The organism is Paenibacillus sp. F024 (genome assembly GCF_057814255.1).
Genome location: NZ_JBVASZ010000005.1, coordinates 106746 through 124052 on the forward strand (window position 1 = coordinate 106746; position 17307 = coordinate 124052).

At 54.1% G+C, this 17307-nt stretch carries 15 protein-coding genes; 13 read left to right on the forward strand and 2 right to left on the reverse strand.

Going from position 1 to position 17307, the window contains the following annotated elements:
• Positions 1–164: 164 nt before the first annotated feature.
• Together ACZYR9_RS07850 and ACZYR9_RS07855 are read right to left on the reverse strand one after the other, a co-directional pair.
• The gene (locus ACZYR9_RS07850) at positions 165–3098 is read right to left on the reverse strand and encodes a DEAD/DEAH box helicase (RefSeq protein ID WP_488977909.1); all 2934 of its coding nucleotides are present in this window, start codon (positions 3096–3098) and stop codon (positions 165–167) included.
• The gene (locus ACZYR9_RS07855) at positions 3095–4654 is read right to left on the reverse strand and encodes an SWIM zinc finger family protein (RefSeq protein WP_488977910.1); all 1560 of its coding nucleotides are present in this window, start codon (positions 4652–4654) and stop codon (positions 3095–3097) included. The genes ACZYR9_RS07850 and ACZYR9_RS07855 overlap by 4 nt, the downstream gene beginning before the upstream one ends.
• A 206-nt stretch (positions 4655–4860) precedes the next feature.
• Here ACZYR9_RS07855 and ACZYR9_RS07860 point away from each other — a divergent pair, with 206 nt between their 5' ends.
• From ACZYR9_RS07860 to ACZYR9_RS07920, 13 genes are all read left to right on the forward strand, one after another.
• A complete protein-coding gene (locus ACZYR9_RS07860) occupies positions 4861–6405 on the forward strand; it encodes a PucR family transcriptional regulator (RefSeq protein WP_488977911.1) in 1545 nt (514 codons plus the stop codon).
• A 144-nt stretch (positions 6406–6549) separates the two neighbouring features.
• Entirely contained in the window at positions 6550–7209 is a 660-nt protein-coding gene (locus ACZYR9_RS07865) for an aspartate/glutamate racemase family protein (RefSeq protein ID WP_488977912.1), read from the forward strand.
• On the forward strand, positions 7202–8140 hold the full coding sequence (locus ACZYR9_RS07870) for a DMT family transporter (RefSeq protein WP_488977913.1): 939 nt from the start codon (positions 7202–7204) through the stop codon (positions 8138–8140). Before ACZYR9_RS07865 ends, ACZYR9_RS07870 begins: the two co-directional genes overlap by 8 nt.
• Positions 8141–8211: 71 nt before the next feature.
• Positions 8212–8973, forward strand: coding sequence for an IclR family transcriptional regulator (locus ACZYR9_RS07875; protein WP_488977914.1), 762 nt, complete (start codon positions 8212–8214; stop codon positions 8971–8973).
• Positions 8974–9012: 39 nt separating this feature from the next.
• The gene (locus tag ACZYR9_RS07880) at positions 9013–10647 is read left to right on the forward strand and encodes an OPT/YSL family transporter (RefSeq protein WP_488977915.1); all 1635 of its coding nucleotides are present in this window, start codon (positions 9013–9015) and stop codon (positions 10645–10647) included.
• 12 nt (positions 10648–10659) lie between these two features.
• Entirely contained in the window at positions 10660–11721 is a 1062-nt protein-coding gene (locus tag ACZYR9_RS07885) for an S-methyl thiohydantoin desulfurase family protein (RefSeq protein WP_488977916.1), read from the forward strand.
• Positions 11722–11848: 127 nt separating this feature from the next.
• Positions 11849–12796, forward strand: coding sequence for a DUF1177 domain-containing protein (locus ACZYR9_RS07890; RefSeq protein ID WP_488977917.1), 948 nt, complete (start codon positions 11849–11851; stop codon positions 12794–12796).
• A gap of 44 nt (positions 12797–12840) precedes the next feature.
• Positions 12841–13512, forward strand: coding sequence for an AroM family protein (locus tag ACZYR9_RS07895; RefSeq protein ID WP_488977918.1), 672 nt, complete (start codon positions 12841–12843; stop codon positions 13510–13512).
• 45 nt (positions 13513–13557) lie between these two features.
• Entirely contained in the window at positions 13558–14505 is a 948-nt protein-coding gene (locus ACZYR9_RS07900) for an aminopeptidase (RefSeq protein ID WP_488977919.1), read from the forward strand.
• Entirely contained in the window at positions 14502–15362 is an 861-nt protein-coding gene (locus ACZYR9_RS07905; protein ID WP_488977920.1) for an NADPH-dependent oxidoreductase, read from the forward strand. Before ACZYR9_RS07900 ends, ACZYR9_RS07905 begins: the two co-directional genes overlap by 4 nt.
• Before the next feature lie 32 nt (positions 15363–15394).
• Entirely contained in the window at positions 15395–15934 is a 540-nt protein-coding gene (locus ACZYR9_RS07910) for a nitroreductase family protein (protein WP_488977921.1), read from the forward strand.
• A complete protein-coding gene (locus tag ACZYR9_RS07915) occupies positions 15906–16244 on the forward strand; it encodes a DUF6092 family protein (protein ID WP_488977922.1) in 339 nt (112 codons plus the stop codon). The genes ACZYR9_RS07910 and ACZYR9_RS07915 overlap by 29 nt, the downstream gene beginning before the upstream one ends.
• Before the next feature lie 218 nt (positions 16245–16462).
• Positions 16463–17305 (forward strand): M48 family metalloprotease, encoded by an 843-nt coding sequence (locus tag ACZYR9_RS07920; RefSeq protein WP_488978014.1) that lies wholly within the window; start codon positions 16463–16465, stop codon positions 17303–17305.
• Positions 17306–17307 lie beyond the last annotated feature (2 nt).

Consider the following 17307-nt stretch of genomic DNA (forward strand, 5'->3'; position numbering starts at 1 on the left):
TTGGGGCAATAAGTGAAAAGGAAAGTGATGCGGGATAAAAGTGAACTTGGATGAAGACTGAAAAAGTCCCTTGATGTAAAAAAAGCACAGCCGCTCAATAAAAATGAGGAGGCTGTGCTTTTTTTGTATAGTTCTAAAGGAATAGAATGGAAGTTAAATGCGCCTCACCACGCCTGCCGAAGCGCGAATAAATCGTGCAGATCCTCGTTGGAGAGCTCCGTAATCCAGCTTTCCGAGGTGGAGATGACGTTCTCGCTCAAGCTCATCTTGCTCTCCAGCATCTCGTCGATCTTCTCCTCCAGGGTACCAAGGGAGATGAATTTATGCACCTGCACGTTGCGCTCCTGTCCCATCCGATAGGCCCGGTCGGTGGCTTGATTTTCGACGGCGGGGTTCCACCAGCGGTCGAAATGAAACACGTGGTTGGCCGCCGTCAGATTAAGGCCGACTCCGCCGGCCTTCAGCGACAAAATAAAGATGCCCGGACGGGTCCCGTCTGCGGCCTGGAACTTGGCAATCATCTTATCGCGCTCCGTCTTCGGCGTGCTGCCGTTTAAGTATAGTACGGACTCGCCCCTATGCGACTGCAGGACATCGGCCAGTATGTGGCCCATGCCTACGTATTGGGTGAAGATCAAGCAGGAATCTCCCTCGTCCCTAAGCTCGTCGACCATAGCAACGAGCCGTTCCAGCTTCGCCGATCCGGTGATGAACGCTTCACGGTGTTCTTCGGACAGCAGTGTATTCTCAGACAGCGCGGCTTCCTTCGTTAGAAGCACGGGGTGGTCGCATAGCTGCTTAAGCTTAGTCAAGGCGGCGAGGATGGCACCTTTTCGCTCCATGCCCTCCAGATGCTTCATACGCTCCATGAGATCCTTGACCACCTGCTCGTAGAGTGCCCCTTGCTCGGCGGTAAGGTTGATATAGACCTTCATTTCCTGCTTTTCCGGCAGATCCAGCCGGATAGCGGGATCGTTCTTTTTGCGGCGCAGCATGAAGGGCTTGACAAGCTTCTGGAGCTGCGCAGTCCGCTCCTCGTTGTGATGCTTCTCGATAGGATTGGCAAAACGATGCTGAAACCCGCGCTGGTTCCCCAAGTAACCGGGGTTAAGGAAGTCGTAGATGGACCACAGCTCGGACAATCGATTCTCGATCGGCGTCCCAGTGAGAGCAATGCGGTGCCGTGCTTTGAGCGAGCGGATAGCTGCCGACTGTTTGTTTTGCGCGTTCTTAATGTTCTGTGCTTCGTCCAGGCAGAGCGAGCTCCAAAGGGTCTCCTGCAGAGTTTCTTGATCCAACAGCGCCGTCGTATAAGAGGTGATGACCACATCCGTATCTCTCAAAACGGCAGAAAGCGCCTCGCCGTCTAACCGTCCCTTCCCGTAATGAAGCAGCACCTTTACATCGGGGGCAAAACGGGCCAGCTCCTTCTGCCAGTTGCCAAGCACGGAAGTGGGACAGATGAGCAGGGCGGGGGACTCAGACTCCGCCTTGTGATGCAGTAAATAAGTGATGAATTGAACGGTTTTGCCAAGCCCCATGTCGTCGGCTAAACAGGCCCCGAGCCCGAGCTTTCTAAGAAAGCTCAGCCATGTGAAGCCTTCGCGCTGGTAGCCGCGCAGCTCTGCGCGCAGCCCCTCAGGTACGGCAAGCTCTGTTAATTCCGACGGCTGTCCAAGCTGACGAAGCAGTGCTAAGAGATGCGAGTTGAGCTCCACCTCCAGCTTGATCCGTTCCTCTTCGTCTTCCGCATCATTTTCGGTTGTGCGGCTGCTCTCTGACGGCTTCTCTTGTTCCAATTCGTTTAACAGGTGCAACTGAAGGACATCCTGCAAGGACAAGCCTTCTTCGGGGTTCACGCTTTCCATGAGTCTGCGGATCTGCTCAAGCAGACCGGGATCCAAGTAGACCCATTCGCCGCGGAAGCGGATAAGCCGTTCCTTGCGGCTGAGCAGCGCTAAGAATTCGGCTTCGTTCAGATCCGCATCGCCGATGGCAACCCGCCAGTCGAAATCGACAAGGGCGTTTAGCCCGAATAACGACTGGCCTCTGCCGCCGGCTTCAGACGTTACCCGCGCCCTCAGGCGGGGCTTCCGCTTCGAGGCGGCCTCCCACCAGCCGGGCAGCATGACGTTCCAGCCGTCACTCAGCAATTGGCGGCTGTCCGTGGTCAGGAACCGCCAAGCGGCTTCGTCGCTTAACGGCCCGGCGAAGAGCTCGCCGCCGCTATTCCCGCTTGGAAGCGCCGCGGACAGCCTTGCCGCCCATCCGGGAGACCGTTCCCGGATGTAAGGGCTCCAATCGCTGGCCCATGTGCCCAAAGCGTGTCCGTCTGCAGACAGGCGTACGGGTACGAGTGTTGAGCCTTCGCTTTTATCCTGCAGCACCAAACGGAGGCGCCAATCGTACTGCTCATCGTCGGGCTCCAGCAGCTGCAAAGCAGGGCGGAAGGGGGCGGTGTCCGGCTTCCAGCCGAGTGCTGCGAGCCACTCTTCCTCGGTCAACGAGGCGGCCGAGGCGGCTGCCGCCTGGGCCGCCTGAAACAGCGCGGGATAATCGCGGCGAAGATCGGACACGGCAGCATTGTCTGCATAGTGCTCCAAGGTAACGGAAGCGGAGAAGGCTGAACGCAAACCGGATAGCTCCCCGCCTGAATTGTCCAGGCTTTTCAGCGTATCCCAATCCAGCTCTGCCAGCTCCTCGGATCCGGCCTCCCATGTCCATTGCAGCTTCCCATTCCGGAATGAGCTGTAGCTTGGTAAATAACGGCCTGCTTTGGCTTCTTTGTATAAGAGCGGCGCGGCCTCAAGTAATCCCTTGGCGGCTTCATTTCCGCCTTCCCATCGGAGGACCTCCATGAAATTCGGCTCTGCGAAGAAGGGGAGCACCATTTCTGCAGGGAGGATCGTTACTGTCAGCTCCCCAGCCTGCTGCAGCTCCAGCGTGGTTCCGTAGCAGGATGGCTCGTGCCAAGCGAACAATAATTTACGGAACTTATCGCCGGGTACATCATTTCCATCCTGAAGCCCCCATAGCAAGGCATCCCCGCTGTCCGTCAGAATCACGTGCAAGGTCATATCATACAATTTTGTACTCATTCCAACAGCTTTCCTTTCTTCATTTCCTCTTGCAGTGCCCGCAGCCGGCTGTGCCGTTCCGTAAAACCGGTGAAGAAGCGATCCCAGCGATCGGCTTGTTTCATCTTTTTGTATACTTTTTCCAGTCTTTTCAACAGCCTGACCGCTAATTTGTAATCATGCCGATTTTTAAGGGAGACATAATGATTGACGGCTTGATGGTAATAAGGCAAAAGGAGACCCGGCGCTTCCTTCTCGATCGGCTGCAGGACGCTGACCCGATGGTGAAGGGGATCATGTCCTTGGAGGATTTGCATTTCTATCCAAGGCTTCCATTTTCGCTGCTCGTACAGCATCTCTTCAATGATCACAGCAGAATGAGGCAGCATCCCTTCCAGAACGTTCCACAACGGCTTTTCGGCTTCAGGAACATGCGCGATCGCCTGTTTCCAGTAATTCATATAGACATCGAATTCCTTGGTCCTTCGGCCATAAAAGGAAGAGGCGGTTCTTATCAGCCAATCCACTAGATTTCCCCAGTCGCAGGAATCGGAAAGATGATTCAGGAAAGGAAGAAATAGACTCGCCGGCGCTTTTTTTAACGCACCGCTCGCTTCCAAAGCCGCCCATGCTTCTTTGCTTCTCGATTGATGAAGATACAAGTAAGCTTTCACCAATGAGAGAGAATCGGACATCGAATCGGTTGATGCCTTCTCTATGTGGTTCATCTCTTGCGACATCCAGTCACCGGCCTCGGGATGGGGGGCAATCCAATGCTTCCACAGTTCCGTATACAGGCCCAAATTCAGATAGTTATGACCGGTTTCTTCGGCTATTTGCTGTCTAAGATAACTTAACGTTTCTTTAAGGCGATCTACAGCGAGGGTGAAGTGGAATAGGGCTGATTTCTGCTTTAACAAGGCATGAATTTCATCGCTCACCCGGTACAGCGCAAAAGTGGTGTAGTAATTTACACTGCTTTGGACGGTCTGCTCGTTGATCTTTCGCAGGATGAACAACTCTTGATGCAGTTCGAAATACATCCGGTCCATCTCCGAAAAAGGAATGGCGTCCTTCCGGATATTTTGCAGCTGATCCCGCAATGCGTCCATATACATCCCCTGATCATATCCCGGTTTAACATGGGATGTATATTGGTCCAGAAACTGATGCCAGCTAAACACATCCATGTCGGGCAAGGAGTTGAGCAGCGATGCTGAGGGGGAATGCGAATCGCTCCGTCTAAGGTGCTGCTTGGCATTCACAATCTGCGCAGCCGGATGACCGAGTCGGTCGGCAAGCTCCATCATAACCGCCGCCTGATGTTTGCAGGAGGTTTGGACCGGGCAAGTACAGGAACTGGCCTTGAGCTTGTCTACATGCAGCGTAACCTTGTATTCCTCCGAGCCTGTTACCCTCGCTTGAACCATCTGATTCTCAGAAACGATTAGTGTTGTTACGCGCTGCTGTTTGAAATAAGTAAACCCTCGGCTAAGGGTAACCTCATTGAAAGTTTTAGCTGCTTGCTCAAGCAGCTTCAACCATTGCTCATCGTTTAAAGCAGGAAAAGAAATCATAGCCAAGCTCCTTGCTAAAAAAATAAAGGATTCTAACCTTTACTATTATAGAACGGTATGAATAGAAATACGATGTTTTCATGATTAGGCAAAAAATGACCAAACGTCAGGTTTCCTGACATTATTTTAGCTTATCTCCCACCAATCGCGCGGCTTTATGTTACAATAAAGCTAAACACACAATCTGCCCGAAACAGGTGAAGGACATGAAATTCAAAGGGCTAACCGTCAAAGATTTGCTGAAGCTGCCCATACTGAAGGAGGCGAAGCTGGTCGCCGGTGACAAAGGACTGAACCGCATCGTCCGCTACATCGATATCATGGAAGTGCCGGACGTGAAGGGCTGGCTGCGCGAAGGCGAGCTTATCCTGACCACGGGCTATTCGATCCGCCACGATCCCGCGCTGCTGCTGGATCTGATCGAGCAGCTGGCGCAAGCGGGGGCCGCGGCGCTGGGGATCAAGCCGGAGCGGTTCATGACCGGCATCCCGAAGGAAGCGCTCGAACTCAGCAACCGGTATCATATTCCGATCATTCAGATCCCCAATGGGATTCCGTATATTGATATCACCTACACGGTGATGGAGCAAATCCTGGACAAGCAGGCCGCTTTGCTCAGAAGGTCTGAAGAGGTATACAGGACACTCACCAATCTGGTGCTGAACAACAGCGGCATTCAGGTCGTGGCGGATAATGTGGCCGAGCTGGTCAAATGCCCGATCTGGTTCGTGGGCAGTACAGGCAAGCTGCTGGTGTCTTCTCCTTCTACGGCACCTTATGAACCTTCCGCGAAAAGCCGCCGATGGGACGTCACGGTGGATAAGCAGTTTGTCGGCCGGCTGGTTGTGGGCAAAGAGCATCTGGACGAGCTGGAGCTTGTCTGCATCGAGCAAGCGCGTCTCGTATTCTCACTGGAGCTCATGCGCAGGAAGACCGCCTACGATACGGAGCAGCGGCTGAGAGGCAGCTTTTTTGAGGAATTGTTAATGGGTATGCCCCTCTCCCGGCAGGAAGTGGAGAACAAAGGCCGGCAGCTCGGACTGCAGCCGGAATGGCTGTGGGAGGTCTGCATGATTGAGGGGGATATGCCCATCCTGGACGAGACAGCAGCTCTGTTCGCGGAAGTTAGCGAGCTCGTTCATCAGGAATCGGCCAGCCGGAAAGTCCGCTCCCATGTCCAAAAACAAGCGGACCGGCTGGTGCTGCTGCTGGCCACCTGCAAAGGCGACCTCGCCAAAAAGCCCGCCCACAGCATGGAGAAAACCAAGGCATGGAGCGATATTCTGGGACCTCATCTTTCCCAGGCAGGCAGGATCCGCAGCGGTTTCGGCGCCAAACGCCCTCTTTGGGAAGTCAACCGCAGCTATATTGAAGCCAAGAAGGCGATCACGCTCGGGGAGCGTCTGGATAAAAACAGGCACATGTTCACCTTCGAAGAAGTGGAAATGTTCCATCTGCTTCTCGAGTCTTCCGACTATGTCAATTTCGGGCCGCTGATTGAAAAGAAAATCGGCAAGCTGACCCTTTATGACAAAGAAAACGGAACGGATCTGGTCACCACCTTATATTATTATCTGGCTAACGGCGGCAGCCTGATCGAAACCGCAAACCGGATGTACGTCCACCGGAACTCGGTAAAATACAGGATTGACCGGATCAAGGAGATTTCGGATATCGATCTGGACAATGCGCTGAACCGGTTTGTCTATTACTTGTGCACGGCATTTTACCTTCTGAAAAAAGCAGAATGAACAAAGACCTGTTGTGCTTGCAGCACAACAGGTCTTTGTTCATTTTGGCGTTTGGACACATTGTTGACACATTTGAAACGGATTACAATAGATTAATAATACTTTTCAGATTAGTCTTACAATAATGGAAAGGGATGAACCCATATGATCGGATTGATTCGCGTGCTGACCACGACGGATGCCGAAGTGCTGGAACAGCACGGTAAAATGATCACCAATCTCTACGGGGTGCCTGTTATCAACAAATGCATTCCGGACCAGCCCCTTGGCATTTTCAACGATGAGACCGAAGAGATCGCCAATCCGAAAATCGTAGCGCTCGGCCAAAGCCTCGAAGCTCAAGGCTGCAAGCTGCTCATTATCAGCTGTGCTGCGGATCCTGCGATCAAGCAGCTTCGCGAGAATGTATCCATTCCTGTCATCGGCGCAGGGAGCGCAGCTTCGCATATGGCGCTGGCCATCGGCAAAAAGGTCGGCGTAATGGGTATCACCGACGAGGTGCCGGCCGTCATGAATAACCTGCTGGGCGATCTGCTGGTGAACTCCATCCGTCCGGAAGGAGTCACGAACACTACCGACCTGATGACGCCGGCCGGACGCGAGAAGGCGATCGCTGCGGCGCGCAGTCTGATGGAGCAGGGAACGGAAGTCATCGTCTTCGCCTGCACGGGCTTCTCCACGATCGGTCTGGCCGATGTCTTGAGAAAAGAATTGAACGTGCTCGTGATTGATGCGGTCGAAGCGGAAGGGTTATTTGCTTCTACCCTGTATAAACAGCTGGGCAGTGGGCAGCCGGTTGTCTGATTTCAAAGCGTTTTCGCCGGTCAAAGCCTACTCGATTATCATTTTCTGCGTCTTCATTTGGTCACTGAACTATATTTCGCGTCAAATTTTACTCAAGGAATTTTCCCCGTATTTTCTTTCGGCGCTAAGTCTGACGGTCATCGCCGTCGTTTTCCTGGGCTGGGCAATCGCCGCCAAAGCCGTGGTCAAGGTCAACCGGAAGGAAGTCCTGTTTTTGCTGTTGTCCGCGGTCATCGGCCTCATCGCTAATCAGATTTTCCTGTACCAGGGTCTTCAGCGGACAACGGCAACCAACGCTTCGCTCATTTTTACGCTGGCGCCGCTGATCACCGCCGGGCTAGCCGCTATTTTTCTCAAGGAAAGAATTACCTGGCGCATGATTGCAGGCTGCCTGGTGGCGACCGTCGGGATTTCACAGGCGCTTGGGCTTGCAAGCTTCCAGCTGAATACGGGCGATTTGCTGCTTCTGGGCGGGACATTCACGTTTGCATGCAACCTGATTTTCATCCGTATTCTGTCCAGGAGGCTATCGCCATTCATCGTCACGGTGTACAGCTTTGCGCTAAGCGCTATCCTGTTTGACCCGTTCGTATTGGCCTTTTCCACGGTGGATTGGCATCATTCGGTTTGGATTTGGGTGCTTGCCTTCGGCTCCATCCTCATTGCGCAAGGGCTGACCAGCGTCTGGTGGAACAAAGGGATGCAGACGGTCGGCGCCGCCAAAGCCGCCATTGTGCTGAACCTCCAGCCGTTGATGACGATGCTGCTTGATTTTGCGGTCTTCCGCCATGCCGTTTCCGCATCTCAAATCTTCGGGGCTTTGCTGGTTTTTGCGGGCGTGGTGCTTGGAACATGGCAGAGGAGCTTTTTTAAGAAAGAGAAATCGAATCCTGAATTTACCTGTAAAAAGGAGGCTGAACCGAAGCTTTAATTTTTGCAGGCGCTTTTTTTGGTCAAAATGAGAACCGCTGGTTCGCATACAGGTACAAAGGATGGGATTCTGTGTTGAAGACATTGGATCAGGCGCTGGCCGTATTGAATTCGTTTACGCGCGAGCATCCTTCGTGGGGCGTGCGCGAGCTCGCCAAAGAGCTGGGGATGAGCCATTCCATCGTATTTCGCATTATGGCCACCTACCGTAAGCACGGTTTTCTGGAGCAGGACAACGAAACGCGAAAATACGGGCTGGGCCTGCGGTTTATGGAGCTTGGAGCCATCGCGGGTGACCGGATGGGGCTTGCCCAGCGGATTCACCCGATGCTGAAAAAACTATCCGAGTCGACGGGGGAATCGGTTTTTCTCACCTGGCTGGACGGGCACGAGGGAATCTGTATAGACATCTATGAAAGCTCGCAATTGCTTAAGTATGTTCTTACCGTGGGGAGCAGGGTCCCGCTTTATGCCGGGGCATCCAATAAAGTTATTATGGCGTATCTATCGCAGGAGGAGCAGGAGCGCATCATTGCTGAAGGGCTAAGGGCGGATAAACTGCTCAAAACCTTTCCCGGTAAAAACAAGCTCATGGAGGGACTGCGAAACATCAGACGGGAGGGATGGGCTTATTCTCTAGGAGATTATGCAGATTCGGTCTTTGGCATCGCGGTTCCCTTGTTTAACCGCCGAAACGAAGCGGTCGCTTCGCTGACCGTAGCCGGACCGGATCACCGGATGCCGCCGGAGAAGGTAGAACATACGCTTGAAATGCTCAAAAGGGCCAGGGACGAGGTTCAGCAAATTTTGCAAAATCCTTTATTCACCGCCTGAGCAGGAACCGGATCGACCAAATGAAACGGAGGAATAACAGTGGGAAATCATCAAGTACAGCAAGAGGAAAATGAAAAGAAGCATCCGAGGTTTTTTGAGCCCTTTGGCCTCATCCTGAACATCGTTACAGCTGTGTTTGGCGCCATCATCGGCATGCAGATCGTCACCACCCTCGGCGTCACGCCGAATACCTCCATTATCGGGGCGCTGGTAGCCATGCTGATTGCGCGCATTCCAGTTACCATATTTAATCGATACAGATCGGTCCACCGCCAAAATATGGTGCAGACCTCGATCTCTTCGGCCACCTTCGGGGCGGCCAACAGCCTGCTGATTCCGATCGGCATCCCTTTTGTGATGGGTACGCCCGAGCTGATCATCCCGATGCTGATCGGCGCCGCGCTTGCCATGTTCGTGGACGCCGCCATTTTGTACAAGCTTTTTGACTCCAAGCTGTTTCCCGCATCCGGCACTTGGGCTCCCGGGGTAGCGACAGCCCAATCGATTCTCGCAGGCGACAAAGGCGGCAAGCGTGCAGGGCTTCTCGGTGTCGGCATCGTTATCGGTCTTATCGGCTCCTGGCTCAAGATTTCGATGTCCGCTTTCGGCGTGGCGTTTATCGGGAACATTTGGGCATTGAGCATGTTCGGCATCGGCCTCTTGATCCGCCAGTATTCCGTTCCGTTGTTCGGCATTGACGTCAATAAATTGTACATTGCACACGGCATCATGATCGGCGCCGGTATCGTTGCGCTAATCCAGGTAACGATGCTGATCTTCAGCAGTCAGAAGAAAAAAGCGGCAGAGAGCCAGGCGGCACGTGAAACGGCGGCCGCATCCGACGATGCCCAGCATACGGTTCCCATCAATGAAGCGAAGCGCACGCTGGGCTTAGGCTTTGTCGCTTATCTGATCATCGCACTCATCATTGCGGTTACCGGCGGTCTCATAACGGACATGCCGCTTGGTATGCTGATCGGGTTCCTCTTCTTTGCCGCCTTCGCAGCGTTCGTTCATGAGCTGATTGTCGGTATCGCGGCGATGCACTCCGGCTGGTTCCCGGCTTTTGCCGTCGCCTTTATCACGTTATTGTTCGGCATGCTGATCGGCTTCCCGCCGGTAGCCCTCGCTTTATTGGCCGGCTTCAGCGCCTCGACCGGTCCGGCATTTGCCGACATGGGCTATGACCTGAAAACGGGCCATATCCTGCGGGGCGGCGGAGCCGACCGGGAATTTGAGTTGAACGGCAGGAAGCAGCAGTACATCACGGCTATGATCGCTTTCGGCGTGGCTCTGCTTACGGTTCTTTTCACTTATCAATCGTACTTCGCGCAAAACCTTGTACCGCCGATCGATAAAGTTTACGTTTCGACGATCCAAGCGGGTACTTCGCCGGAAGTCGCAACCCAGCTGCTTCTTTGGGCCATTCCGGGCGCGATCATTCAGCTGATCGGCGGACCAAGCCGCCAGCTTGGCGTATTATTCGCTACGGGTCTATTGATCCTTTCGCCGAATGCCTGCTGGGCCGTGCTTAGCGGTATCGCGATCCGGATTATCGTAACGCGCATTTGGAAGAAGGAAGCCGAGGCGCCGATGAGCATCATGGCGGCAGGATTTATCGCGGGAGACGCGCTCTACAGCTTCTTTAACTCGGTATTTAAATTTAGAAAGTGAGGCTGAACCCTTTTGACGAATATCAAGATCGACGCACAAATGGTTGAATACGCGGTTTACGGCGGCGCCCTGCTGGGCGGCGGCGGCGGCGGCTGGATTGAGGAGGGGCTGAAGCTCGGGCGTCTGGCTTTGGAAGTCGGACAGGTCGAGCTGACACCGATAGACAAGTTCGCCGAGGACGATCTGCTCGTCACTGTATCCATGGTAGGGGCGCCGGCGGCCAAAGACCAATTCGTCATGCCGATTCACTATGCCAAAGCGCTTGACATGCTCTCGCAAAAAATCGGGAGACCGATCCAGGGACTCCATACGAATGAGAACGGAGGTTCCACCTCGGTCAACGGGTGGTTCCAATCGGCAATCACCGGCATCCCGCTTGTCGATTTCGCCTGCAACGGACGGGCCCATCCTACCGGTGCCATGGGCTCCATGAACCTGTCCGAGCTGGAAGGCTACGTTTCCCACCAGGCCGGTGTAGGCGGCAAAGACGCGAATTATATCGAAATGAGCATATCCGGCTCGCTTGAGCGGTCCGCGTCCATGATCCGTAAAGCGTCCGTGGAAGCAGGCGGACTGGTGGCGGTGGCCCGTAACCCTGTAACCGTCGGCTACGCCAAGCGCAACGGCGCGCCGGGCGCGATCTCGCAGGCTATCGGAGTAGGTGAGGCGCTGCTTTCGCACAAAGGCGAAGCGGCGATCGACGCCGTCGTCGCCAAGCTGGGCGGCAAAGTCGTCACGACCGGATCCGTCACGGACTTCACGCTGGAGACGACCGGGGGCTTCGACGTCGGCACCGTCTGGATCGACGGCAAATATGAAATGACCTTCTGGAACGAATACATGACGCTGGAAAAGGATGGCGAGAGATTCTCCACCTTCCCGGACCTGATCATGACGCTGGATGCGAAAACAGCCAAACCAATCGTTACCGCTGCCATCCAAAAGGGCCAACAGCTGGCTGTTATCACCGTTCCGAAGCAAAATTTGCTGCTCAGCACCACGATGTATAACGAGAGGCTTATGAAGCCGGTCGAGGACATTATCAAGAAGCCGGTTATCCCGTATCTGTACTGAATGAACTTGAGGTTAATTCGATTTACGGACCTCCGCAAAGTCATCTTTTGCACTTATATCGATTCCATGAGGGTAGTCCGTGACGGACTCTGCTTTGCGGGGGACAGCTTAGAATGGAGGAAGTAAAATGTCATTGAAACACACCATGATCGTAATGGAAGCGATGGATAGCGCTTATGTCAACGGGGAAAAAATCAAGGAGCTGTTCGCCGCTTATCCGGACGTATCCATTACTGTAAACAAAGTCACCGGTGAAAAAGGCAGCACCGATTTCATCAAGATCGTCATTCATGGAACGGAAGGAAAAAGCAGAGGCTGCAGCGCGCCGACCTTCGGCATCATCGGCCGCTTGGGCGGCATCGGCGCCCGTCCGAGCCGGATCGGCCTCGTATCCGACGCCGACGGCGCGGTTGCGGCCGTTGCCGCAGCGCTGAAGCTGGCGGACATGCAGACCAAAGGCGATGCTCTGAAGGGCGACGTCATTATCAGCACGCACATTTGCCCGGATGCGCCGACCCGCCCGCACGAGCCGGTTGACTTCATGGATTCGCCGGTTGATATTTTGACCATGAACAAACATGAAGTAACGCCGGAGATGGAAGCGATCCTGTCCATCGATACGACAAAAGGCAACCGCGTCATCAACCATAAGGGTATTGCCATCTCGCCGACCGTAAAGGAAGGTTATATCCTCCGCATTAGCGAGGACCTGGTGCGCATTATGGAAATGGCGACCGGCCAGCTGGCCGTTACGTTCCCGATCACCATGCAGGACATCACGCCTTACGGCAATGATTTATACCATATTAACTCTATTCTACAGCCTTGTGTGGCTACTGACGCTCCGGTTGTCGGCGTAGCCGTTACCGCCCAGTCGACCGTACCGGGATGCGGAACGGGCGCCAGCCACGAGATCGATATTGCAACTGCCGTACGTTTCTCCGTGGAAGTGGCAAAGGAGTTCACTGCAGGCATCACCCACTTTTACGATAAGGACGAATTCGAGCGCATCACCAAGCTGTACGGCTCCATGAAAATTTTACAGACCGGCGGAGAAAACTCCCCGCGCGATTAAGCGCTGGGGGTTTTTCTTCCCGATTCCGACTGGAGGAATGCGTAATGGAACGTTTGGGTATGATTACGATTGGTCAGGCGCCCCGCACGGATGTGGCGCCGATCATTGAGCGATATTTGGAGGGGCGCGCGGAATTGGTTCAAGTCGGCGTGCTGGACGGCTTTTCAAAAGAGTACATTGAAACGAATCTGGCCCCCGAGCCCGGAGAATACGTTCTAACCTCCCGTTTGACGACGGGGGAATCAGCCGTGTTCTCGCGGGAAAAAATTCAGCCGATCCTGCAGAGGAAAATCCACGAGCTGGAGGATTCGGGAATCCGGCAAATCCTGCTTCTGTGTACCGGCGTGTTTCCCGGGCTGACAACAAATACGTCTCACCTGATCGAACCGGACGTGATTATCCCGCCGGCAGTCAAGGCGATGACGGGCGGTCGCCGCCTCGGCGTTATGGTGCCGCTGCCGGAGCAGACGGACATTTTGCAGCCCAAATACGCCCCGCTCGGAATGAATCCGGTCTTCGGGATCGCATCGCCATATAAGAACGATGAGGAAAATTTTTATAAAGCGGCAAATGAATTGAAGGAACAAGCCGATCTGATTTTGCTGGATTGCATGGGCTACACGGAAGAAGCGCGTGAGCTGGTGCACCGGATCAGCGGCAAGCCGGTCATCCTCTCGAATGCGCTTATGGCAAAATTAGTTTCTGAAATGATTTAATGAAAAGGACACAATCCCAAACTCCATAGGATGGGTGGAATAGAGATGAATCAACAACTCGTCGAAATCAGTAAAAATGTACTGCAAAAATGTCTTGGCTTGAAGGAGGGCGAAACCTTCCTTATCGTCACTGACGACGTCAAGAAAGGGCTGGCCGAATCGGTGTACGAAGCGGGCAAAAGCCTTGGCGCGGAAGCCATGCTTGCCGTGATCAAAGTAAGGGAGCGCTCCGGTCAGGAGCCGCCTGCTCCGATCGCCGCGGCAATGGCCGCTTCACAGGTTGTCCTGTGCATTACCGAGCATTCGCTGACCCATACGCAGGCGCGCAAAGCGGCTGCGGCTGCAGGTGCACGACTGGCTACCATGCCGGGCATTACAGAAGATATGTTTCTGGAGGGTGCTATCGCCGCCGACTATTCACAGGTCAAGGAATTGACCGAGAAGGCAGCCGACATGCTGACTTCGGGCAAGCAGGTCCGCATCGAAAAGGGCGGATATACCCTCAGCTTCTCGATTGCGGGCAGAAATGGCGTTCCCAGCACCGGCGTATATCTGAATCCGGGGGAATCCGGCAACCTGCCGTCCGGCGAAGCTTATATCGCCCCGGTGGAAGGATCGGCCGAGGGCCAAATTCTGATCGACGGCTCCTTGGCCAACTACGGTAAGCTTAGCTCGCCGCTGCTGCTGACCATTGAAAAAGGCCGGATCGCCAAGGCCGAGGGCGAAGCGGCGGACTGGCTGCTGGGCGTGCTGGGAGACGGCGATGGCCGGCAGCTGGGCGAATTCGGCATCGGAACCAACGATAAAGCCAGAATTACCGGCGTCGTGCTTGAGGACGAAAAAGTTTACGGTACCATCCATGTCGCATTTGGCAGCAACAATACGTTCGGCGGTACCGTTTCGGCTGGCGTCCATATCGACGGCGTGGTGTCCAAGCCGGACATAACCATCGATGATCTGAAAATCATGGAGAACGGGAAGCTGTGTGTATGAGCCGGCAAACCATTCGAAGCCGGATGGAGCTCGAGGGCATTAAGCTGCCGGTGGATCTCATGAATCAGACGCTGAATATCCTGACTTCGCACGAATCGGTCAGAGGATTTCTGAACAAGCCGCTTGCCGAGGGAGCGCTCCAAGCGATTCTCACCTCCGCCAGAAGCGCGCCGACTTCCTCGAACCTGCAGGCGTACAGCATCATCGTCGTCAAAGACGAGGCGCGCAAAGCCCGCATGGCTGGGCTTTCGGGAAGCCAGAAATTCATTAACGAAGCCCCGGTATTTCTTGTCTTTTGCGCCGATATCTACCGGCTTAAATATCTCACCGAGCGGCAGGGGTACCGGTTTGGGGCGGAATCGCTGGAGATGTTCCTGCTGGCGTCCGTCGACGCGGCGCTGGCGCTGCAGAACGCCTTGGTCGCAGCGGAATCACTGGGGATGTCGGCGGTGCCGGTAGGCTCCATCCGTAACGATCCGGCAGCCGTAGCGCAGGAGCTGGGCTTTCCGGAAGGGGTTTATGCACTGGCAGGCCTGGCCGTCGGATTCGAGCGTGAAGGCGTGCGGCGGGGAGTCAAGCCGCGTCTGCCAGAAAAAGTGACCGTGCATGAAGAACGCTACTCCACCGAGTACTTGGATGAGGGCTTGGTCGAGTATGACCGGACGATGATCAACCGCAGGACGTACGACGGCCGCAGGGTGTCTCTTGCCGGTGAACCCGAGAAGGAAGGCGTGGAGTACGGTTGGACGGAGCACTGTGCAAGACGCTGCACCCGTCCCGAAACGATTGCCGCGTCGGCCAGCCTGAGGGAAAATTTGAAGCAAATTTTGGAGCGGCTGGGCTTTTCGATTCAATAAGCCGCAGCATGGAAGGTGAGGGAGGATGACAAATGAGCTTGGACGTTTTGGAGTCGATTAAAACCAGGCGCAGTACGCGCTCTTATGATATGACACGCCGGCTTCCGCAGGACATTTTCAAAGCGCTGGAAGAAGCGGTGCTGAACAGCCCGTCGGGCAGCAATGCGCAGGAATCGCATTTTGTGATCGTGCAGGACCCTGATCAAATCCGAAGGGTGAAAAGATTTGCCCAGGGCGTTTCGGGCAATCCGGCTGCCGTGGTAGTGCTTTGCACCAATCAGAAAGAAGCGCTGGAAAAAGGCGGAGCCGACACGGCCCAAGCGCTGCGCTTCGTCAATTTGGGCATCGCGGCCGCGTACATTATGCTAACCGCACAGTCGCTGGGCGTATCCAGCTGTCCGGCCCGGTCCTTCCACCCGAAGGCGGTGCAGCAGCTGCTTGGCCTGCCCGAAGAAGTTGTGCCCGAGCTGCTGATCACCCTTGGTTACGCGGACCAGCCGCCGCGCCCGAAAACCAGCAAACCGTCCAGGGAGGTAATTTCCTATGACCAATACGGAAAAGAACATATCTGAAGAAGAACTGCATAACCGGATTTTGGACTTCGTCGGTTATGTCCTAACAGCCGCGCGGGCTTTGTACAAGGAACCGCAAAGCTACGGCCCGATGCGGCTTGTCGATACGCTGACGAAAGCGGTACAACTGCTTGAGGATGCCGGGGTCCGGGACGAATCCATCGAAGGCTCGCTGGGCGTCATCCGCGAAAACCGCTGGCAGGTTACTTCCAACCCGGAAGCGTTCGGAGAAGCGCTGGACGAGGCCATCAGCCGCCTTGTGCAGGTCACGCTCGAGGATGCGCGGCAGAAAGAGAATAAGGTGAAGTGAGTAAGAAGACCCGATGGGGACGATTCGACCCTTCGGGTCTTTGTTTATTTTGGTGTCGGTACATATATGAATTAAGAAGCTGTTTGAAATAGGTTCAAATTCCTATAAAACATACCAAAAATCGTAAAATTTAATTTACAAATAGAGGAATTTGTACGAAGTTGTCGAAAGCAATGTGGTACTAAGTAATCACAAAGGAGCTGGGATGATTGTATCTTGTGGATTTCTTTAGAAGGCTGTTCAAAAAAAATAATTGGGGCGTTATCGTGTATTTGATTTTGAACATATTCCTTTTGTTCTCTTTGTTTGGCGCTTCCGGTATAGAGGGATTCTTGATTGTTCTTGCTGTTTATGCCGCTTCTTTGGCCGCAGCGTTATCCCCGATAGGAGAATACATACTTCGAATGCAGACCGGATCCAAGCCCATTACCCGTAAAGAATTTCGCGATCGGATCGAGCCTCTGTTCAATAAAGTATATGAAAAGGCTAAGTCTAAAGACCCATCCTTGCCGGGCGATATTCGCATATTCATTAACTATGATCCGTCGCCCAATGCATTTGCTACCGGCCGCAGAACCGTTTGCTTGACGCAAGGGCTGCTAGCTCTGCCTGATGACGAGATTGAAGCCATATTGGCACACGAGTTTGCCCATTTGTCCAACAAAGATACGGATATGCTGCTGGTCATTTCGGTAGGAAACCTGATTGTTACGTGTGTATTCATGTGTATTCGTTTTGTTTCGACAATAACAGTTGCCATGGTCAGCAGAAGGGTTTGGGCCGCTCTCTTGTTCGACGCAATGCTAGCCGGGTTGATGTGGATATGGACCAAAATCGGCATTTTGCTTGTATTGAACTCCAGCCGCAAAAATGAATTCGAAGCGGACAAATTTGCCTTGGAAATCGGATACGGGAAACCATTGGCCTCGGCGCTGGATAAGCTTGCCGGTTCCCAACCGCAAGTAGGATTGTGGCGGGCATTGCATTCTTCCCATCCCGAAACACATGATCGGATCGGTAGACTGCAGGAACTTGGGGCTGACTATTATGCCAAGGTCTAATG